Raw genomic sequence first — 20,878 nt, forward strand, 5'->3', positions numbered from 1 at the left:
GAGCGAGCCTGCTCGCGAATGCGGTGTGTCATTCAGCCTCTTTGTTGACTGACTCACCGCATTCGCGAGCAAGCTCGCTCCCACAGTTGTTTTACACATGACTTGAACCTCTGCATCGCTCGGCGCATCTTTATTCCTGTCGCACCACAAGAATAAGGAACCGTCATGTTCGATATCAGCACGTTCCCCAAAGCCGATGCCGTCCGCCGGGCTGCGCAGTTGAGTCAGGAAGACTATCGGCGCCTGTACCGCGAATCCATTGAACACCCCAATACCTTCTGGGCCGAGCAGGCCACGCAGTTCCTCGACTGGAGCACGCCGTGGCAGACCGTCCAGCGCTATGACCTGAAAACCGGTGAAGCCGCCTGGTTTTCCGGGGCCAAACTGAATGTCAGTTACAACTGCATTGACCGCCACCTGGAAAAGCGCGGCGAGCAGACCGCCCTGCTCTGGGAAGGCGACGACCCGGCGGAATCGGCACAAATCACTTACAAAAAACTCCATCACCATGTCTGCCGCCTGGCCAACGTGCTGAAAAGCCGTGGCGTGAAGAAAGGCGACCGGGTGTGCATCTACATGCCGATGATCCCCGAAGCCGCTTACGCCATGCTCGCGTGTTCGCGGATCGGCGCTATCCATTCGGTGGTGTTCGGCGGTTTCTCCCCCGATTCCCTGCGTGACCGCATTCTCGATGCCGATTGCCGCACGGTGATCACGGCGGATGAAGGCGTGCGCGGCGGCAAGTTCGTGCCACTGAAACAGAACGTCGACAAAGCCCTGCAGAGTTGCCCGGACGTCAGCACCGTCGTGGTGGTCGAGCGCACCCAAGGCAAAGTCGATTGGGTTGAGGGCCGTGACCTCTGGTATCACCAGGCTGTGCGCGACGTCAGCGACGATTGCCCGCCGGAACCAATGGACGCCGAAGATCCGCTGTTCATCCTCTACACCTCCGGCAGCACCGGCAAACCCAAAGGCGTGTTGCACACCACCGGCGGTTACCTGCTGCAAGCGGCGATGACCTTCAAATACGTGCTCGATTACCGCGACGGCGAAGTGTTCTGGTGCACCGCCGATGTCGGCTGGGTCACCGGCCACAGTTACATCGTCTACGGCCCATTGGCCAATGGCGCAACCACGCTGATGTTCGAAGGCGTGCCGAGCTACCCGAGCAGCTCACGATTCTGGCAGGTCATCGATAAACACAAGGTCAACATTTTCTACACTGCTCCCACAGCTCTGCGCGCGTTGATGCGCGAAGGTGCCGAACCGTTGCAGGAAACGTCGCGCGCCAGCCTCAGATTGCTCGGCAGCGTCGGTGAGCCGATCAACCCGGAGGCGTGGGAATGGTATTTCAATGTCGTAGGAGAACAGCGCTGCCCCATCGTCGACACCTGGTGGCAGACCGAAACCGGCGGCATCATGCTCAGCCCGCTGGTCAGCGCACAACGGATCAAACCGGGCTGCGCCACGCAGCCGATGTTCGGCGTGCAACCGGTGTTGCTCGATGAGCACGGCAAGGAAATCAAAGGCGCCGGCAGCGGCGTGCTGGCGATCAAATCGAGTTGGCCGGCGCAGATCCGCAGCGTCTATGGCGACCCGCAACGCATGGTCGACACCTATTTCAAACCCTACCCCGGCTACTATTTCACTGGCGACGGCGCACGCCGCGACGAGGACGGCGATTACTGGATCACCGGGCGCATCGACGACGTGATCAACGTTTCCGGCCACCGTATCGGTACGGCTGAAGTGGAAAGCGCACTGGTGTTGCACGACAGCATCGCCGAGGCTGCCGTGGTCGGTTACCCGCACGACGTCAAAGGTCAGGGCATCTACGCCTTCGTCACCCCGATGAACGGCACCGAGCCGAATGATGAATTGAAGAAAGAACTGCTCGCCCACGTCAGCAAGGAAATCGGCAGCTTCGCCAAACCGGACCTGATCCAGTGGGCGCCGGCCTTGCCGAAAACCCGTTCAGGCAAGATCATGCGGCGCATCCTGCGCAAGATCGCCTGCAACGAACTCGACAGCCTCGGCGACACCTCTACCCTGGCCGACCCGAGCGTGGTGCAAGGCCTGATCGACAAGCGCCTCAATCAGTAACACTACGGGCGCGGTCAACCGGTCGCGCCCGCTCTTCTTCACTGAGTAGTCATGGAATTCATCCGTAGTCGTATCGAAAACCAACTGATGAGCCTGACCGGGCTGTCACTCGGCCAACTCGACCTGGAAAACCCCAAGGGCGATCCCGGCCTGTTCGGCCCCGACTCGGTCAGTTGGCAAGTGCACGGCGATTTCAGCAGCATGTTGATCGGCGGCATCAGCGCGTTGTTGCTGCAAGCCTTGCATCCACTGGCATTGGCCGGGGTTTGGGATCATTCGAATTTCCGTGAAGACATGCTCGGACGCTTGCGGCGCACCAGTCAGTTTGTTTCCGGCACCACCTTCGGTTCGCGGCGGGATGCCGACTGGCTGATCGAGAAGGTGCGCACCATTCACCTGCAAGTGGTCGGCACTGCGCCGGATGGCCGGCCCTATGCGGCAAGTGATCCAGACTTGCTGACGTGGGTGCATGTGGCCGAGGTCAGCAACTTTCTCGCGGCACATTTGCGTTATCGCAATCCGCAGTTGTCGGGGGCGGATCAGGATCGTTATTACGCGGAAATCGCCGTGATTGCCGAACGACTCGGTGCTCAGGATGTGCCGAAATCGCGTCAGGCCGTAGCCGATTATCTGCAACGCATGCGCCCGCAGTTGCTGTGCGATGAGCGCAGCCGAGAAGTATTGCGCCTATTGCTGGCCGCACCGGCGCCCAGTGTTCTGGCGCGACCGTTTGGCGATTTGATGATGAAGGCCGGTATTGATCTGCTGCCGGACTGGGCCAGCGATATGCTCGATGTCCGCCAGAGTTCGCTGCAACGCCAGTTGATTCGCGCCAGCGTCAGACGCAGCGCGCCGATGCTGCGCTGGGCGATGCGCAATGGTTCGGTGCAACGAGCCAAACGCAGGATGGGTTTGCTGACCTGAAAACTTCGCGAGCAGGCTCGCTCCCACATTTGGAATGCATTCCCATGTGGGAGCGAGCCTGCTCGCGAAGGTCGCAACTCGATTGCTCGCCAAACTGCTAAACTCCCGCGCCCCCATTCTCTCCAGCAAGGCGCCCGCATGTCTTCCTTGAATCAGGCGCTGCGCGCCGCCCTCGATCAACGCCAGGACTTGCTCGCCGAGTTGCACCGCCAGGGCACCGATTGTTATCGGCTGTTCCACGGCAGCCAGGAAGGCGCTGGCGGTCTGACCATCGACCGCTACGGCCCGCAACTGCTGGTGCAGAGCTTCCACCAGACCCTCGAGCGCGATGACCTGCTGCAACTGCACGCCATGGTCAATCAAACATTGGGCCTGGAAACGTTGCTGGTTTACAACGACCGCTCCCGTGGCAATTCGCGTATTGATCGTGAAGACAGCGTCTACAAAGCCGAAGACGCCGCGCTGGCCGATCTGGTCGGTCACGAATGGGGTCTGAACTACCGTGTGCGCGGGCGTCATGCCGGGCAGGACCCGCTGCTGTTCCTCGACCTGCGCAACACCCGTGGCTGGGTCAAGGATCACGCCAAAGGCAAATCCGTGCTCAACCTGTTCGCTTACACCTGCGGCGTCGGCCTCAGCGCAGCCGCCGGTGGCGCGCGTGAAGTGTGCAACCTGGATTTCGCCGAAGGCAATCTGGCGGTCGGCCGCGAAAACGGTCTGCTCAACCCGCAGTTGCCGCAGATGCAGTTCATCCAGTCGGACTACTTCCCGGCCATCCGCCAACTCGCCGGGCTGCCGATCAGCCAGCGCCGGGGGCAGAAACTGCCGAGCTACCAGCGCCTCGATCAGCGCCAATATGACCTGGTCCTGCTCGATCCACCGGCCTGGGCCAAGAGTGCATTCGGCACCGTCGACCTGCTGCGCGACTACCAGAGCCTGCTCAAACCGGCCCTGCTGACCACCGCCGACAACGGCGTGCTGATCTGCTGCAACAACCTGGCGAAAGTCAGCATGGACGACTGGCGCGAGCAGGTGCTGCGCTGTGCCGAGAAGGCCGGGCGACCGGTACGTGAGTGGAGCGTGATGACACCGGGCGCCGACTTCCCGTCCCTGGACCAGCAACCGCCGCTGAAAACCCTGATCCTGCAGCTCTGAACCGCTCGCGCGGCTGACAACTATCTAATGTGGGAGCGAGCCTGCTCGCGAAAGCGGTGTATCAGCCAACGAAGAGAGCGACTGATATGACGCCTTCGCGAGCAGGCTCGCTCCCACATGGAAAACGTTCCTACAGAGGAATCTGAACAATCCTGCTCCATGCGAGGTACTTCGGAACCAGAATCGCGTGCCATACTCCAAGGCACTCCGATTCAGACAGATGAAGCCGCACATGCCCAAAGGATTGATTCGCGCGATTGGCGCCTTGTTGACTGCTCTGGCCCTTTACAGCCTGCTGGGGTTTCTGATTTTGCCGGGCATCGCCCTGCGTGTGGCCAATCAACAACTGGCCAATTACGCAACGGTGCCTGCGCATATCCAGCGTATCGAGCTCAACCCGTTCAGCCTTGAAGTCACCCTGTGGGGACTGGTCATCGGCGAGCCGGGCAAGGAACAGGTCGGCTTCGATCGCCTGTACGCCGACCTGCAAATCGACAGCCTGTGGACCAAAGCCCTGCATCTGGCCAACATCGAGCTGGACAAACCGAAGACCGAAATCCTGTTCGCCAAAGACGGCAAGCTCAACCTGCTCGGCCTGTTCAATGTGCCGGCCAGTGAGCCGACACCAGCCGACCCGGACGCCAAACCGTTCCCGCTGCGCATCGACAACATCAAACTGGCCGGCGGCGTCGTGCACTTTGAAGACGTGCGCCCGAGCGAGCCCATCGAGTTTCTCTACGACGACCTCAGCTTCGAACTGAAAAACCTCAGCACCCTGCCCGAAGACAGCGCCGACATGACCCTGGTCGCCATCGGCCCGGCCGGTGGGCGGATCGACTGGAGTGGCAATTTCAGCCTGATCCCGTTCACTTCCGAAGGCACCCTGAAAGTCACCGACGGCAAGATGAAAGCGTTCTGGCCCTACGTGCGTGATTCGGTGCCGCTGGTGCTGGAAGACGGTGTAATCAGCCTCAGCAGCGAATACAAACTCAATCTGTCGAAAGAAACCGAGCTGCAACTGAACAACGTGGCGGTGAGCATCGCGCCGTTCGCCATCAAGGCTCCGGATGGACGGCCACTGGCGAAACTCGAACGCCTGGACGTCAGCGAAACCTCGGTGGATCTGGCCAAGCAACAAGTCGTGGTCGGCAAGATCCGCAGCAACAAACTGGAAACCTGGGCTGCCCTTGAAGCCGACGGCCAGCTGGACTGGCAGAAACTGTTCGCCAGCCAACCGTCCAAACCTGCCGCCAAAGCCGCCGCAGAACCGGCGAACACGCCAGCCGCTGCCGACTCGCCGAAAGCTGAACCGACTGCGCCGAGCAAGCCATGGCAAGTGCTGCTCAAAGACGTGCAATTGCGCAACTACACCGTGCACCTTGCCGACCGCTCGGCAACACCTGCGGTGGCACTGGACATCACCCCGCTGAACGTCGACCTGCAGGATTTCGACAGCCTCAACGGTTCGCCCTTCAAGCTCAAGCTCGACAGCGGCGTGGGCAAGCAAGGCAAGATCACGGCCGACGGCACCGTCAATCTCGCCCCGGTCAATGCCCAGCTCAATGTGAAAACCCAGGACATCGACCTGCGTGTCGCGCAGTCCTACATCAACCCGTTCATTCGTCTGGAACTGCGCAGCGGCATGCTCGGCAGTGATCTGAAGGTCAATCTCAAGAGCACCGGACCACTGGCACTCAGCGTCACCGGTCGCGCACAAATCGATCAACTGCACACCCTCGACACCCTGAAAACCCGCGACTTCCTCAAATGGCAGCAAGTGGTGGTCGAAGGCCTGAACTATCAGCACGGCGACAGTCTGTCGATCGACAAGGTCAACCTGTTCCAGCCTTATGTGCGGTTCATGATCAACGACGATCGCACCACCAACATCGACGACCTGCTGATCCCGCAACCAGCCGACAGCGGCGCGAAAACCACGACAGCGAAACCGGCCAGCAACGAGAAACCGTTGGGCATTCACATCGGTGGCATCGCGATCAATGACGGCTCGGCCAACTTTGCCGACTTCAGCCTGACGCCGAACTTCGCCACCGCCGTGCAGCAGCTCAACGGCCAGATCGGCACCATCGACAGCCGTCAGGCGAAACCGGCCAGCGTCGATATCAAAGGCAAGGTCGACCGCTACGCACCGGTGACCATCAAGGGCGCGGTCAATCCTTTCGACCCGATGGCCAGCCTCGACATCGCCACCAGTTTCAAACGCGTCGAGCTGACGACACTGACGCCCTACTCCGGCAAATTCGCCGGCTACCGTATCCGCAAGGGCCGGCTCAACCTTGACCTGCATTACCTGATCACCAAGGGCCAGCTCAAAGCCGAAAACAAAGTGGTGGTCGAGCAATTGCAGCTCGGCGAAAAAGTCGACAGCCCGGATGCCGTGAGCCTGCCATTGAAACTGGCAATTGCCCTGCTCAAGGACGTTGACGGCAAAATCTCCATCGAATTGCCGGTAACCGGCGACTTGAACAACCCGCAATTCAGCGTAATGCCGATTGTCTGGCAGACCCTGCGCAACCTGATCGTCAAAGCCGCTGCCGCACCGTTCAAAATGATTGGCGGGCTGATCAGTGGCGGCGGTTCGCAAGACCTCGGCACCGTGTCGTTTGCGCCAGGTTCCAGCGACTTGAGCAAGGATGCCGAAGCGGCGCTGATCAAACTGTCCCAAGCACTGAAGGAGCGTCCGGCACTGCGCCTGGAAATCGAAGGCACGGCCGCCAAAAGCAGTGACGGTCCGTTGCTCGCCGAGCAGCGTCTGGAGCGTGAATACCAGTACAACTACTACAAGATGCTCCAGCGGCGCGGCGATAAAGTCCCGGCGCAAGCGTCGCTGCTGCAAGTGCCAGAGGGCGAGAAAGGCCCACTGCTCGAAGGCATCTACCGCACCCGTCTGAAAACCCAGCCACCGGCCGAATGGAAGGATCTGGGCAAGGAAGAACGCACAGCGAAGATGCGCGACGGCGTGATCAAGTTCTGGAGTGGCAGCGACGTGCTGCTGCGTCAGTTGGGTCAGGACCGTGCCAGCAGCATCAAGGATTATCTGGTCGATAAAGGCCAGCTGGCGGACGACCGTGTGTACTTCATCGACGCCAATCTCGGTGAAGCCGAGAGCGATGGCCGCGTGGTGACGCAAATGCATCTGGATGCAGAGTGATGAAACTGCAGTGGCTGGCCTTGCTCGCAATGACGTTCGCGGCCAGTCACGCCTCGGCGTCCGATACCCTGCGCTGCGGCAGTCAGTTGATCAGTCTCGGAGACCGGTCAAGCGAAGTCCTGCAAAAGTGCGGTGAGCCGGTCAGCCGTGATGTGCTCGGCTACAAGCGCAGCGCCAATCGTCGCGAAGAGTTTCAGGTCGAGGAATGGACCTACGGCCCGAGCAACGGCATGTACCAGTACCTGCGCTTCGAAGGTAATCGCCTGCGGCAGATCAACAGCAAACGCGGCAACTGACCCGACACCGATTCCCCTGTAGGAGTGAGCCTGCTCGCGATAGCGGTCTGTCAGCTAATCAAATTGCTGACTGACACACCGCTATCGCGAGCAGGCTCACTCCTACATTTGTTTTGTGTTGTCTCTGAAATAGAACAAGCCCCGACACAAGTGGCGGGGCCTGTAATGGTCACATCCGTGTGACCGTTCGCATGAACTCTAAAGTTGCGGCAGACGTATTGCTCGGCCCGTCTGTCGCGCCTTCTCCCGGTCCAGGCGAGAAGTCATGCCTTACTCGGCTTTCAGGCCGTCAGCGGAGACCGCTTTAACACCTTTGATTTTCTTGGTAATAGCGACAGCGGTAGCTTTCTGAGCATCAGTTACCGCAACAGTCGACGACAGGGAAACCACGCCTTTGTTGGTTTCTACTTTGATGTCGGTACCTGGAATGCCTTTTTCGGTGACCAGGTCAGCTTTGACTTTAGTGGTGATCCAGGTGTCGGAAGTAGCTTCTTTAGCCTGGGTGACTTCACCGGCAGCCAGAGTCATTGGAGCCTGGGTAGCCTGGGTGGATTGTGCGAATGCACCGGAAGCCATGGTCAGGGTCAGCGCGGTAGCAGCAGCGGCAGTGATAGCGAACTTCTTCATACGAGTAACTCCTGTTTTTCTGGAAAGTCTGCTGGTTGTCTTGTCAGCAGGGTTACCAAGGTAGTTGCGAACGCTGTGCCAACTTTTGAAAAGCGATAATTTCCTTATAAATCAATAAGTTATTAATTAGCAAAATTTTCGAAATCATGCAATTTGCATGACCTTCGAATTATCGACATGCAAGTTACGGTTTTTCGGAAAGTTCCTAAGGCGCTGAAATTATTGAAGCTTTTGTGAAGTGCCGCGCAATGAAAAATGCCCCGCAGTGCGGGGCATTTTCGAGTACATCACTGACCGCTTATGTACCGCTGGCGGTGCAGCCTTTAGGGGAATAATCCGGAGCAACGGTGGTACCGCAGGTCCATACACCCGCGCCGGTACCTGAAGAACGAGTCAGGGTGATGGTCTTGCTCAGCACCGGACCCGGGGCATTGAGCAGTGTGCAAGTGATGGTTCCGGCACCGGTGGATGCAGTACCGGATGCGGCGAGTGTGCAGTTGGATGTCGCCGCCGTCGCACTACCCGCAACCAATGTCAGCGTTGGATCGGTGCCTTGATTGATGGTGTCTTCAAACGGCACCTTCAGCGCACTGATCTCCGCCAGCCCCGCCGTTACCTTCGACCGCGCCTGATACTTGGAATACTGCGGCAAGGCGATGGTCGCCAGAATCCCGATGATGGCCACCACGATCAGCAGTTCGATCAGAGTAAAACCTTGTTGTTTTTTCATAGACACGCTCCATGCATGAGTCGAAATCTCATGATCTGAAAGGGAAGCAGCATAGGCCATGCCAATGCCTTCGAAGCCCCGCCCCTTGGGCGCGAACCACATACATCGCCATTTCCTACAACCCGCAACCGCACTATCTGACACTTTTTGTCACCTGCACTGGCCGTGTTTGGCGCTGTCACTTGACTAGGCTATAAGTCATGAACTGCAAGCGTGCGGAATCCCCATGAATGACATCGCTCTGAGCGGTCTGGCCAAGCAATTGGTGCAGGCCGAACTGCTCACGGAAAAAAGCGCCCAGCAAGCCTCGCAACAGGCCCAGCGTAATCGCTTGTCGCTGGTCAGCTATCTGGTGCAGAACAAACTGGTCAAGAGCTCACAGGTCGCCGAAATCGCCTCCGAGCATTTCGGCATGGCCTTGCTTGATCTCAATTGCCTGGACAAGGAAACCCAGCCCAAAGGCCTGGTCAGCGAAAAACTGGTGCGCCAGCATCACGCCCTGCCCCTGTGGCGACGTGGCAACAAGCTGTTCGTAGGCATTTCCGACCCGAGCAATCATCAAGCGATCAACGACATTCAGTTCAGCACCGGGCTGAGCACCGAAGCCATTCTGGTCGAGGACGACAAGCTCAGCGATGCCATCGAAAAATTCTTCGACACCAACGCCAGCGGTCTGGAGGACATGGCCGATGTCGATCTCGATGGCCTCGATGTCGAATCCATCGACGACAGCAAACAGGACGCCATCGCAGGCCTCGACGCCGACGATGCACCGGTGGTGCGCTTCGTGCACAAGATGCTGCTCGACGCGATCAAAAGCGGCTCATCCGACTTGCACTTCGAACCTTACGAGAAGAACTACCGGGTGCGGGTGCGCACCGACGGCATCCTGCGCGAGGTGGCCAAGCCACCAATTCAACTGGCCGGGCGCATCGCCGCACGCCTGAAAGTCATGGCCAGCCTCGATATTTCGGAACGGCGCAAACCGCAGGACGGGCGGATCAAGATGCGCCTGTCGAAAAGCAGGTCGATCGATTTTCGGGTCAACACGCTGCCGACCCTGTGGGGCGAAAAAGTGGTGATCCGGATCCTCGATCCGTCCAGCGCACAGATCGGCATCGACGCGCTCGGTTACGAACCCGCGCAGAAAGAACTGTACATGGCCGCGCTCAAGCAGCCCCAAGGCATGATTCTGGTCACTGGCCCCACCGGCTCGGGGAAAACCGTGTCGCTGTACACCGGCCTGAATATCCTCAACACCGTCGACATCAATATCTCCACCGCCGAAGACCCGGTGGAAATCAACATGGAAGGCATCAACCAGGTCAACGTCAATCCCAAACAAGGGCTCGACTTTGCCCAGGCACTGCGCTCGTTTCTGCGTCAGGATCCGGACGTGATCATGGTCGGCGAGATCCGCGATCTGGAAACCGCCGAGATCGCGATCAAAGCCGCGCAGACCGGTCACCTGGTGCTCTCGACCCTGCACACCAACAGCGCCGCGGAAACCCTGACGCGCCTGCACAACATGGGCATTCCCGGCTTCAACATTGCCACCTCGGTCAGCCTGATCATCGCCCAGCGCCTGGCACGCAAGCTCTGTAGCCATTGCAAGAAAGCCATCGAGATCCCCCGCGAAACCTTGATCAAGGAAGGCTTCCCCGAGGAACGCATCGGCCATTTCACGATCTACGAGCCGGTCGGTTGCGATCACTGCAACGGCGGCTACAAAGGACGCGTGGGGATTTATGAAGTGGTAAAGAACACACCAGAGCTGCAACGTTTGATCATGGCCGAAGGCAACTCGCTGGAAATCGACCTGCAGATGCGCCGCGACGGCTTCGACGACCTGCGCACCTCCGGGCTGCACAAGGCCATGCAAGGCATCACCAGCCTTGAAGAAATCAACCGGGTCACCAAGGACTGAACATGGCGGTCAAGGCAGCGAAAATCAGTATTTATGCCTGGGAAGGTACGGACAGGAAAGGCAGCAAAGTCACCGGTGAACTCAGTGGACAGAATCCGGCACTGATCAAGGCCCAACTGCGTAAACAGGGGATCAGTCCCGGCAAGGTACGCAAAAAATCCGCGTCGTTGTTGAGTTTTGGCAAACGCATCAAGGCCCAGGACATCGCCCTGTTCACCCGGCAGATGGCGACCATGATGAAGGCCGGCGTGCCGCTGCTGCAGTCGTTCGACATCATTGGCGAAGGTTTTGAAAACCCGGCCATGCGCAAGCTGGTGGACGAGGTCAAACAGGAGGTCGCGGCCGGTAACAGCTTCGCCACAGCCCTGCGCAAGAAGCCGCAGTATTTCGACGAGTTGTATTGCAACCTGGTCGATGCCGGCGAGCAGTCCGGCGCCCTCGACACGCTGCTGGAACGGGTCGCAACCTATAAGGAAAAAAGCGAACGGCTCAAGGCCAAGATCAAGAAAGCCATGACCTACCCCACCGCCGTCGTACTGGTCGCAGCGGTCGTGACCGGAATTCTGCTGGTTAAAGTGGTGCCGCAGTTTCAGTCGGTTTTTTCCGGTTTCGGCGCTGAGCTGCCGGCCTTCACGCTGATGGTGATCAGCCTTTCGGAATTCATGCAGCAATGGTGGTGGGCGATTCTCGGCGCGCTGGTCGCCGCGATCTTTGGTACTCGCCATGCACTGAAAACATCTCAGGCATTGCGCGATCGCAAAGACACCTGGCTGTTGAAACTGCCCTTGGTCGGCACGCTGATGTACAAGTCAGCGGTAGCCCGCTTCGCTCGAACCCTGTCGACCACGTTTGCTGCCGGTGTGCCATTGGTGGAAGCGCTCGACTCGGTGGCTGGCGCTACCGGCAACGTGGTGTTCAAGCGTGCCGTGCTGCGCATTCGCCAGGACGTGTCCACCGGCATGCAGCTGAATTTTTCGATGCGCAGCACCGGAGTCTTTCCCAACATGGCCGTGCAGATGACCGCGATAGGCGAAGAGTCGGGGGCGCTAGATGAAATGCTCGACAAGGTTGCAGGCTTTTACGAAGAAGAAGTGGATAACATGGTCGATAACCTCACCAGCCTCATGGAGCCGTTCATCATGGTCGTGCTGGGGGTGATCGTCGGCGGGCTGGTGGTGGCCATGTACCTGCCGATTTTCCAACTCGGCTCAGCGATCTGACATGCCTATCGACGAACTGTTCGCCCTGTATCCGCTGGCCTTTGTCTTTACCGCCCTGCTGCTCGGTCTGGTGGTCGGCAGCTTCCTCAATGTGCTGATCTGGCGCCTGCCGAAAATGCTCGAACGCGATTGGCGTCAGCAAGCCCACGACGTGCTCGGTTTGTCCGGCGAAACGCCGCTGCCCACCTACAACCTGATGCTGCCGCACTCCGAATGCCCGCACTGCGCCCACCGGATCCGCGCGTGGGAAAACATTCCGCTGCTCAGTTATCTGTGGCTGCGGGGGCGCTGTTCGGCGTGCGCTGCACCTATCAGCAAACGATATCCACTGACCGAGCTGGCCTGCGGGCTGCTCTCGGCATTCATTGCCTGGCACTTCGGTTTCGGCTGGCCGGCGTGCCTGCTGATCGTCCTCACCTGGGGTTTGCTGGCGATGAGTCTGATCGACACCGAACATCAACTGCTGCCCGATGTGCTGGTGCTGCCGTTGCTGTGGCTGGGGTTGATCGTCAACAGTTTCGGCGTCTTCGTACCGTTGCACGATGCACTGTGGGGCGCGGTGGCCGGTTATATGGCGCTGTGGTCGGTGTTCTGGCTGTTCAAGCTGCTGACCGGCAAGGATGGCATCGGCCACGGTGATTTCAAGCTGTTGGCGCTGCTCGGTGCCTGGGGTGGCTGGCAGATTCTGCCGCTGACGATTCTGTTGTCATCACTGGTCGGCGCCATTATCGGGGTGGTTTTGCTACGCCTGCGCGAACAGAAAACCTCGACGCCGATCCCCTTCGGCCCCTATCTGGCCATTGCCGGCTGGATTGCCTTGCTCTGGGGTGGTCAAATAACCGACTTCTATTGGCAGTTTGTCGGTTTGAAATGAATACCCCTGTGGAAAAACCCTGGATTCTCGGCCTCACCGGCGGCATCGGCAGCGGCAAAAGCGCGGCGGCCCAGCACTTCATCGACCTTGGCATTCATGTGGTTGACGCCGATCACGCGGCGCGCTGGGTGGTTGAGCCGGGGCGCCCGGCGCTGGCAAAAATAGCCGAACACTTCGGGCCTGGCGTTTTGCAGGGCGACGGCACGCTGGATCGCGCCGCCCTGCGCAAACTGATCTTCGAAGTGCCGGAAGAACGCCGCTGGCTCGAAGCCCTGCTGCATCCGTTGATCGCCGAGGAAATCGCTCATCATCTGGCGCTGGCAAAATCGCCTTACGCAATACTGGTTTCGCCGCTGTTGATCGAATCCGGGCAATACGCAATGACCCAGCGCATCCTGGTGATCGACGCTCCGCAACAACTGCAAATCGAACGCACCTTGCAGCGCGACCAGACCAGCGAGCAGCAGGTTCAGGCGATCCTCAAGGCCCAGTCGAGCCGCGAAGACCGTGTGAGCCGTGCCGACGACGTAGTGGTCAACGACCGCGACCTCGCCTGGCTGCACAGTGAGGTCGAGCGCCTGCATCACTTTTACCTGACTTTATCCGGAGGCCAAGCATGAGCCAGATCCCCACCGTTGAATGCCCGACCTGCGGCGCCCCCGTGGAATTCACCGCCGAAAACAAGTTTCGGCCGTTCTGCTCTGATCGCTGCAAGCTGATCGACCTCGGCGCCTGGGCATCGGAAGAACACAAGATTCCGGTCGCACCGGATGCCGAGGATGAACTGTTTTCCGGCGATTTCGATCCGCGTCACTGACCCTGATCAGGGCCGCATAAAGCCGTAGTCCTGATCGTCGTCGAGGTTTTCCGCGAGAAAACGCAACTCGTCGGCCAGGTCTTCGGCGTTGCGCACGGCCTTGCTCTGCTGCACCACCGCACTGAGCAAGGCGCGCAAACTCAACCCCGGGTCAAAGCCCACCTCCTGCGCCATGTCCAGACTCTGCCGGGTTTCCTGCCTCGCCCACTCGTAAACACTCATGCCGCTGCTCCTGAAGGGATTTGCGCGAGCATGAAATTTCCCGCGCATGGCGGGTTTGATATGGATCAAGACTTGGGATCGTCGTCCTTCCACGGCGCCGAAAGGTAGCGCGTGCGATTGAACGTCTCCAGCCATTCCGGGCAGAACACCACCAGCGCGCTGACGACCATGCCGTTGATGAACGCCTCGGGAAACAGCAGCAGCCACAGATAACCGACGAAATCTACCAGCCACTCCGGCATGGCGAAAATACCGTCGTACCACAGCAGCGTCAGGCTCAGGATCAGGCACAACAACGCTGAAAGCGCGGCGGCAAAAAAACCGGAGCAGAAGATATAAACGAACGGATTACGTGGTTGTGCGCGCTCGACGACGATCGCCACACATTCGGTGATCAACACCGGTAACAGAATCAGCAGCGAACCATTGACCCCGACGGCCAGCAGATCCTGACGGCCCAGTAGCACCAGACCGATCTGCGCGACCAGACCACCGACAATCGCCAGCGGCCAGTCCAGCAGCAATGTAACTGCCGTCATGCCGATGAAGTGATAGGACACACCCGTGTCGAAATCCCTGCGCACCAGCCACAACAGAAACAAGGCGAACACGGTGCCAAACAACAGATGCTGACGGCGGCTGTCACTGAACAACTCGACCCACGGCGCACGCACAATCGCCCAGAGCAGCACTGGCACATAAATCAGCCAGCCGAGCGTCAGGCTCGCGGTGGAAAGCAGTTCAGCTCCAATCATTCCCTCACCCTCCATCGACATTCACCTGAGCTGCCGAAGGCTGCGATCTTTTGATTTTTTATTTAACAGCAAGATCAAAAGATCGCAGCCTTCGGCAGCTCCTACAAGGGCAAGGTGAACGGACGGTTCAAGCAAAGCTTTCTGCTTGTCGCATTTGAACGCTAAGCTTGGGCCTATGGATGACTCAGATTATTTACGCCTGCTGACCATCGCGGCCGAGCAGGCCAACGCCTTTCTGTCCAATGCCCGCAAATGGGAGCGTGAGCGTTGGGTCTGCCAGCGCCTGCTGCAAGGCCTGAACATTCCCTACCGCGTCGACGAATTCGCGCCGGCCGGCGAACCGCCGGACGTACTGTTTCGCGATGCCAATTTCGAGGTGTTCTTCGTGCTCGACGAGGGGCGCCGGCTCAACGACGAATGGCGCGATGAATTGCAGCGACGACGCAGCGCCTTTTCCCTCAGCCAACTGGTGCGCCGCGAAGCCAAGCCTAAACGGATCCCGGCCAACGAGTTTTTGCTGCGACTGGCGCCGACCTTGCGCAAGAAAGCGCACAACTACAAGGAACGCGGCATGGATCTGGGCGAACTGGACATCATCGCCTTCGCCAGTCTTAAACGTGAGGTGCTGGATCTGAACAGCCATTTTCCGCCGCCGACCGAATACCTGCGCCAAGGCTGGCGTTCGTTGTCTCTGGTCGGCCCGACCTTTGCCCGCGTGCTGTTCGCCCACCCGGATGCGCCGGATTTTCTGCGCAGCAACCTTGGTCGCAGCATCGTCTTCGATGTCGGGATCAGCCTGTGACGCCGCTGCAGCAATTGATTGCCGATGTGCCACAGACCGGGTGTGTGCGCTGGATCGGCGTGCGTCCCGAATCCCGTGGGCCGATGATCGAACTCGATGCAGTGGAGGCGCGGCTGGAAGCAGGGCTGACTGGCGACCACGCTCGCCCCGGAGTGCGCAACGCACGGCAGGTGACGCTGATTCAGTGGGAACATCTGGCGGTGATCAACGCCTTGATGGGGCGCCCCGACAATCAACCGGTGAAACCTGAAGACCTGCGGCGCAATCTCGTTATCAGCGGTATCAATTTGTTTAGCCTCAAGGGTCGGCGCTTTCGCATCGGTCAGGCAATATTCGAAACCACGGGCTGGTGTCAGCCTTGCGCACGTTTGCAGAACAACCTTGGCCCCGGCACCTTTCAAGCCGTGCGCGGGCATGGCGGAATTACCGCGCGGGTGTTACAAAGCGGGATTATTCGCCTCAAAGACCGGGTCAGCGTCGAGCCGGTTCCGGACAGCGGCTATGCTGCGTTCAACCCCGGATAAAAACCGCTGTAGCTTCTGCCCATTCAGCAACGTCTACCTGACGAGGCAAATATGACCAGCCGCCTGAACCCTGAAGACCAGAAACATGTCGAAGAGTACCTGCAACTGTCCCAACACCGAGTCGAGCGCCGGCCTTTCCGGCCGTGGATGCTCCTCGTGCTGGTGCTGGCAGTGACCATTGGTCTGGGCTTGTTGAGCCGCTTTATCAGTTACCTGACGCTATGAGCAGCTTTGCGCTCGCTTGGGTAACCGCACCGATTTCCTTTAAAAACCTTGCGAGTTATCCCTATGTCCCATCGTATTGTTATTGTCGGCGGCGGCGCCGGCGGTCTGGAGTTGGCTACCCGCCTGGGTAAGACTCTGGGCAAGCGCGGTACAGCCAGTGTGATGCTGGTCGACGCCAACCTGACGCACATCTGGAAACCGCTGTTGCACGAAGTGGCCGCCGGATCGCTGAACTCCTCCGAAGACGAACTCAACTATGTTGCCCAAGCGAAATGGAACCACTTCGAGTTTCAGTTGGGGCGCATGAGCGGGCTTGATCGCGCACAGAAGAAAATCCAGCTGGCAGCGACCTACGACGAAAACGGTGCAGAACTGGTGCCTGCACGCGAAGTGCAATACGACTCGCTGGTGATCAGCGTCGGCAGCACCACCAATGATTTCGGCACGCAGGGCGCGGCGCAGCATTGCCTGTTCCTCGATACCCGCAAACAGGCCGAGCGCTTCCACCAGCAGCTGCTGAATCACTATCTGCGTGCCCACGCCGGGCAAACCGATGTGGTCGAGCAGATCAGCGTGGCGATCGTCGGCGCGGGCGCCACAGGCGTTGAACTGGCGGCCGAACTGCACAACGCCGCCCATGAACTGGCGGCGTATGGCCTGGACCGGATCAAACCGGAAAACATGCACATCACCCTGATCGAAGCCGGGCCACGGGTGTTGCCTGCCCTGCCGGAGCGCATCAGCGGGCCGGTACACAAGACCCTGGAAAAGCTCGGGGTCAATGTGATGACCAACGCTTCGGTCAGCGAAGTGACCGCCGACAGCCTGATCACCGCCGACGGCAACGAGATCAAGGCCAGCCTGAAAGTCTGGGCAGCGGGCATTCGCGCGCCGGGTTTCCTCAAGGACATCGATGGCCTGGAAACCAACCGCATCAATCAACTGCAAGTATTGCCGACCCTGCAAACCACCCGCGACGAGAACATCTTCGCCTTCGGTGACTGCGCCGCGTGCCCGCAACCGGGCACCGATCGCAACGTACCGCCACGTGCACAAGCGGCGCACCAACAGGCGTCGCTGCTGGCCAAATCGCTGAAGCTGCGCATCGAGGGCAAGACCCTGCCGGAGTACAAGTACACCGACTACGGCTCGCTGATCTCGCTGTCGCGTTTTTCGGCTGTGGGTAACTTGATGGGCAACCTGACCGGCAGCGTGATGCTCGAAGGCTGGCTGGCGCGGATGTTTTACGTGTCGCTGTATCGCATGCACCAGATGGCGCTGTACGGGCCGTTCCGCACGGCGATGTTGATGCTGGGCAGCAAGATTGGCCGTGGCACTGAGCCGCGTCTGAAACTGCACTAAAACCTGTGGGAGCGAGCCTGCTCGCGAATGCGTTCTGTCAGTCGTTATTGATGCGACTGATCTGACGCTTTCGCGAGCAGGCTCGCTCCCACATTATTTTGTGTTCATCGAAAGATCTGTTTCGTACTGTATCCCGCCTCGCTTTCCCCACCTTCGCTTACAAACTCCCCCGCTGCGCGACACAGTCGCGATACACCGCCACCGCTTAATGGCCACACCCGAGCAACACCTGCTCAGGCAATCGTCCTTAACGTGTGGTTGCGCAGTGCAGCCCAGGAGAATCCAAATGTCCCGTACTTCGACCCTAGGTAAAAAATCCATTGGCCTGATCGGCGCCGCACTGGCTGGCGGCCTGATGTTGTCCGGTTCGGTGTTTGCCGCTCAACCACTGGCGCAGGGCTACATGGTCGCTTCGGCGGAAACCTCGGTGAAAGCGCCGGAAGGCAAATGCGGTGAAGGCAAATGTGGCGATGCTTCGATGGCCAAGACTGACAGCGATGGTGACGGCAAGGTTTCCCGCGCCGAATTCCTGAAAGTTGCGCCGAAGTCCGATTTCGACAAGATCGACACCAACCATGACGGCTTCATTGACGAGCAAGAGGCCTACGACAACGTGAAGGCCAACTTTGAAGCCAACGGCAAGAAGATGCCAAAAGGCCTGTTCGAACACCTGAAAGATCAAGACGGCGCCTGATCAGCGGAAAAAACCAAGCCGCGCTTCTCCTGAGAGAAACGCGGTTTTTTCACGTCTGCCGTTTTACAACTGAAAGCGCCGCACCATGCCTTGCAAGGCGTTGGCCAGTTGCGACAACTCGTGGCTGGAGGCACTGGTCTGGTCGGCACCGGCGGCCGAGCGTACCGACAAATCCCGAATATTCACCAGGTTGCGATCCACTTCCCGCGCGACTTGCGCTTGTTCTTCCGCAGCGCTGGCAATGACCAGATTGCGCTCATGGATCTCATGCACCGACGCGGTAATGGTCTGCAGCGCCTCACCGGCACGCTCAGCCAACGCCAGGGTGGTCGTCGCACGCGCGGTACTGGCCTGCATCGAATCCAGCGCCAGGCTCGAACCATTGCGCATGCCCTGGACCATCTGCTCGATCTCCTGAGTCGATTGCTGCGTACGATAAGCCAAAGCCCTTACTTCATCGGCCACTACGGCAAAGCCTCGCCCGCTCTCGCCGGCCCGTGCTGCTTCAATCGCTGCGTTGAGCGCCAGCAGGTTGGTCTGCTCGGCAATCGCCCGAATCACGTCGAGCACCTTGCCGATGTCCTGCGACTGGTTGGCCAGTGATTGCACCAACTCGCCGGTCTGTTGCACATCGCTGGCCAGAGCATTGATGGCCGTGGCGGTCTCACTGACACGCACCTGGCCCAGATGCGCCGACTCGCTCGACTGGCGAGTCGCGTCAGACGTCGACACCGCATTGCGTGCGACCTCTTCCACCGCTGCCGTCATCTGGTTGACCGCGGTCGCGGCCTGTTCGATTTCGTTGTTCTGCTGCTGCAGCCCCTGCGTGCTGTCGAGCGTTACCGCGTTAAGCTCATCGGCAGCGGTTGCCAGTTGCGTGGCCGAGCCGCTGATGCCTTGCAGCGTCTCTCGCAGGTTCTGCTGCATGGTCGCCAAGGCTTTGAGCAAACGACTGACTTCATCGTTGCCATGGGTTTCGATTGGCCGGGTCAGATCACCCTGCGCGACACTTTCTGCGGCGCTCACGGCGCTGCTTAGCGGACGAACGATACTGCGCGTGAGCATCATCGCCAGTGCCACCGTGGCCAGTGCGGCCAAGGCAATGAACAAACTGACGATCGTGCGCGAGTTTTCGTAGTGCGCAGCGGACTTCTGACTTTCAGCCGCGACCTGTTTGGCGAACAGATCCGCCAGGTCGTTGAGTTGCTTGCCGGAGCCATCGACCACGGTTTTCATGTCGACCAGCAACAACCTGGTCAGCTCATCACGCTTGCCTTGCTCAGCAAGGGCGAAGGATTGAGCGATGCCACTGCGATAGGCAGCGAAGGTTTTCTTGAACTGGTCGTATAGCTGCTGGCCTTCCGGGGTGTTGACCAGTTTGTCGTAAGCGGCGATTTTCTCGCTCAGCTCTTTGTCGCGGGTGTCCATCTGGCTGCGGTAAGTCGCAATGTTGGCCGGATCCTGATCCAGCGCCATGCGCAGCGAGATGGTGCGGATACGCAGCATGATCTCGCGAATCTCGTCGCCACCACGAATGCTCGGCAACCACTGATTTTCTACCGCGACCTCACTGTCGCGAATACTCGACATCTGCCCCAGCGCAAAAACGCCAAGCAAGGCCACCAACACCGCGATCAGGGCGAACCCCAGGGCCGCCCGGGGAGCAATATTCAACTGACGAAGCAACATGACGAACGCCCTTATTCTTGTATTGGCCAGATTCAAGGGGCGAAGCCATGGCAGTCCCCTCGTGTTAGCGGGCTATCGGCAGGTTGTATGATGACTTGAAGGGGAAATGAGTTTTTGTCGGACAAAAAAAATCCCCGTATCTTTCGATACGAGGATTTTTAATATGGTCGGGGTAAGGGGATTCGAACTCCTGACATCCTGCTCCCAAAGCAGGCGCGCTACCGGACTGCGCTATACCCCGGTAAAAAAAAGGCGACCTTTCAAAGATCGCCTTCTTCGATCAGCGCTTTTGGCCTCTGATCTTAAGATTCGATCCCAGCGTTAACTGGTTTCAAAAATGGTGGGTCGTGTGGGATTCGAACCTACGACCAATTGGTTAAAAGCCAACTGCTCTACCAACTGAGCTAACGACCCAAAAATGGTCGGGGTAAGGGGATTCGAACTCCTGACATCCTGCTCCCAAAGCAGGCGCGCTACCGGACTGCGCTATACCCCGGTTTGAAATTGGCTCCGTGACCAGGACTCGAACCTGGGACCCAATGATTAACAGTCATTTGCTCTACCGACTGAGCTATCACGGAACTACATATTTCAATTTACAACGGTGAAACTTGTTGCTTCCAGTCACTCGTTCGCATCGCTGCGTTCGTGTGTCTGAGGCGCGCTATTCTACAACCTAGAACACCTCTGTCAACCCCCTAAATTGCTTTCAAGTTAATGATTTGCAACTTATTTCAGATTTCAGCTCAGTGAGTTGAAA

At 58.9% G+C, this 20,878-nt stretch carries 20 protein-coding genes, 4 tRNA genes and 1 pseudogene; 15 read left to right on the forward strand and 10 right to left on the reverse strand.

From position 1 onward, the window contains the following. The first annotated feature begins 165 nt into the window (after positions 1-165). The 5 genes from acs to AB4N44_RS12810 all read left to right on the forward strand — a co-directional run bounded on the left by acs (position 166) and on the right by AB4N44_RS12810 (position 7,650). A complete protein-coding gene (gene acs / locus AB4N44_RS12790; protein WP_160041860.1) occupies positions 166-2,103 on the forward strand; it encodes an acetate--CoA ligase in 1,938 nt (645 codons plus the stop codon). Between the two features lie 51 nt (positions 2,104-2,154). Further along, positions 2,155-3,027, forward strand: coding sequence for an oxygenase MpaB family protein (locus tag AB4N44_RS12795; protein WP_150774957.1), 873 nt, complete (start codon positions 2,155-2,157; stop codon positions 3,025-3,027). A gap of 138 nt (positions 3,028-3,165) precedes the next feature. Then, positions 3,166-4,182, forward strand: coding sequence for a class I SAM-dependent rRNA methyltransferase (locus tag AB4N44_RS12800; protein ID WP_460108762.1), 1,017 nt, complete (start codon positions 3,166-3,168; stop codon positions 4,180-4,182). Positions 4,183-4,402: 220 nt separating this feature from the next. Beyond that, complete coding sequence (locus AB4N44_RS12805) at positions 4,403-7,354, forward strand: DUF748 domain-containing protein (protein ID WP_460108761.1); 2,952 nt, start codon at positions 4,403-4,405, stop codon at positions 7,352-7,354. Next, positions 7,354-7,650, forward strand: coding sequence for a DUF2845 domain-containing protein (locus AB4N44_RS12810; RefSeq protein WP_150751693.1), 297 nt, complete (start codon positions 7,354-7,356; stop codon positions 7,648-7,650). Before AB4N44_RS12805 ends, AB4N44_RS12810 begins: the two co-directional genes overlap by 1 nt. 270 nt (positions 7,651-7,920) lie before the next feature. Here the strand turns inward: AB4N44_RS12810 and AB4N44_RS12815 are convergent, their stop codons facing one another. Both AB4N44_RS12815 and AB4N44_RS12820 read right to left on the reverse strand, forming a co-directional pair. After that, positions 7,921-8,277 (reverse strand): BON domain-containing protein, encoded by a 357-nt coding sequence (locus tag AB4N44_RS12815; RefSeq protein ID WP_127929814.1) that lies wholly within the window; start codon positions 8,275-8,277, stop codon positions 7,921-7,923. Between the two features lie 298 nt (positions 8,278-8,575). Then, entirely contained in the window at positions 8,576-9,007 is a 432-nt protein-coding gene (locus tag AB4N44_RS12820; protein ID WP_034153877.1) for a pilin, read from the reverse strand. A gap of 226 nt (positions 9,008-9,233) precedes the next feature. Here AB4N44_RS12820 and pilB point away from each other — a divergent pair, with 226 nt between their 5' ends. From pilB to yacG, 5 genes are read left to right on the forward strand one after another with little or no spacing between them, the layout of a single operon-like run. Continuing rightward, entirely contained in the window at positions 9,234-10,934 is a 1,701-nt protein-coding gene (pilB, locus tag AB4N44_RS12825) for a type IV-A pilus assembly ATPase PilB (RefSeq protein WP_160041868.1), read from the forward strand. A gap of 2 nt (positions 10,935-10,936) precedes the next feature. Continuing rightward, complete coding sequence (locus AB4N44_RS12830) at positions 10,937-12,154, forward strand: type II secretion system F family protein (protein ID WP_127929816.1); 1,218 nt, start codon at positions 10,937-10,939, stop codon at positions 12,152-12,154. A 1-nt stretch (position 12,155) separates the two neighbouring features. After that, positions 12,156-13,028 (forward strand): prepilin peptidase, encoded by an 873-nt coding sequence (locus AB4N44_RS12835; protein WP_460108758.1) that lies wholly within the window; start codon positions 12,156-12,158, stop codon positions 13,026-13,028. Beyond that, the gene (gene coaE, locus AB4N44_RS12840; RefSeq protein WP_122607921.1) at positions 13,025-13,648 is read left to right on the forward strand and encodes a dephospho-CoA kinase; all 624 of its coding nucleotides are present in this window, start codon (positions 13,025-13,027) and stop codon (positions 13,646-13,648) included. Before AB4N44_RS12835 ends, coaE begins: the two co-directional genes overlap by 4 nt. Next, on the forward strand, positions 13,645-13,845 hold the full coding sequence (yacG, locus tag AB4N44_RS12845; protein WP_007909902.1) for a DNA gyrase inhibitor YacG: 201 nt from the start codon (positions 13,645-13,647) through the stop codon (positions 13,843-13,845). Before coaE ends, yacG begins: the two co-directional genes overlap by 4 nt. Before the next feature lie 6 nt (positions 13,846-13,851). Here the strand turns inward: yacG and AB4N44_RS12850 are convergent, their stop codons facing one another. Further along, complete coding sequence (locus tag AB4N44_RS12850; RefSeq protein ID WP_007909901.1) at positions 13,852-14,067, reverse strand: hypothetical protein; 216 nt, start codon at positions 14,065-14,067, stop codon at positions 13,852-13,854. Between the two features lie 65 nt (positions 14,068-14,132). Beyond that, a complete protein-coding gene (locus AB4N44_RS12855; RefSeq protein ID WP_460108755.1) occupies positions 14,133-14,822 on the reverse strand; it encodes an energy-coupling factor ABC transporter permease in 690 nt (229 codons plus the stop codon). A gap of 175 nt (positions 14,823-14,997) precedes the next feature. On the opposite strand from AB4N44_RS12855, the gene AB4N44_RS12860 reads away from it, so the two are divergent. The 5 genes from AB4N44_RS12860 (at position 14,998) to AB4N44_RS12880 (ending at position 18,429) form a co-directional block, all read left to right on the forward strand. Continuing rightward, a complete protein-coding gene (locus AB4N44_RS12860; protein ID WP_127929820.1) occupies positions 14,998-15,624 on the forward strand; it encodes a DUF1780 domain-containing protein in 627 nt (208 codons plus the stop codon). After that, positions 15,621-16,148 carry an MOSC domain-containing protein gene (locus AB4N44_RS12865; RefSeq protein WP_460108754.1) on the forward strand — a complete coding sequence of 176 codons (528 nt, stop codon included), beginning with the start codon at positions 15,621-15,623 and terminating at the stop codon, positions 16,146-16,148. The genes AB4N44_RS12860 and AB4N44_RS12865 overlap by 4 nt, the downstream gene beginning before the upstream one ends. Before the next feature lie 51 nt (positions 16,149-16,199). After that, complete coding sequence (locus AB4N44_RS12870) at positions 16,200-16,373, forward strand: DUF3094 domain-containing protein (RefSeq protein ID WP_007909875.1); 174 nt, start codon at positions 16,200-16,202, stop codon at positions 16,371-16,373. 63 nt (positions 16,374-16,436) lie between these two features. Then, positions 16,437-17,735, forward strand: a complete 1,299-nt coding sequence (locus AB4N44_RS12875; RefSeq protein WP_127929822.1) for an NAD(P)/FAD-dependent oxidoreductase — start codon at positions 16,437-16,439, stop codon at positions 17,733-17,735. Between the two features lie 286 nt (positions 17,736-18,021). Next, a complete protein-coding gene (locus AB4N44_RS12880; protein ID WP_127929823.1) occupies positions 18,022-18,429 on the forward strand; it encodes an HvfA family oxazolone/thioamide-modified RiPP metallophore in 408 nt (135 codons plus the stop codon). 63 nt (positions 18,430-18,492) lie between these two features. On the opposite strand, the gene AB4N44_RS12885 is transcribed toward AB4N44_RS12880, so the two are convergent. From AB4N44_RS12885 to AB4N44_RS12910, 6 genes and pseudogenes are all read right to left on the reverse strand, one after another. Next, a complete protein-coding gene (locus AB4N44_RS12885; RefSeq protein ID WP_460111707.1) occupies positions 18,493-19,356 on the reverse strand; it encodes a methyl-accepting chemotaxis protein in 864 nt (287 codons plus the stop codon). A 39-nt stretch (positions 19,357-19,395) separates the two neighbouring features. After that, a pseudogene (locus AB4N44_RS12890) lies at positions 19,396-20,118 on the reverse strand (MCP four helix bundle domain-containing protein); the annotation flags it as partial. 164 nt (positions 20,119-20,282) lie between these two features. Further along, positions 20,283-20,359 (reverse strand) — tRNA-Pro (locus tag AB4N44_RS12895). A 97-nt stretch (positions 20,360-20,456) separates the two neighbouring features. Beyond that, a tRNA-Lys gene (locus AB4N44_RS12900) sits at positions 20,457-20,532 on the reverse strand. Positions 20,533-20,537: 5 nt separating this feature from the next. After that, positions 20,538-20,614 (reverse strand) — tRNA-Pro (locus AB4N44_RS12905). A 9-nt stretch (positions 20,615-20,623) separates the two neighbouring features. Further along, positions 20,624-20,699, reverse strand: a tRNA-Asn gene (locus AB4N44_RS12910). Positions 20,700-20,878: the final 179 nt, after the last annotated feature.

The organism is Pseudomonas sp. S3_C06, assembly GCF_054667675.1.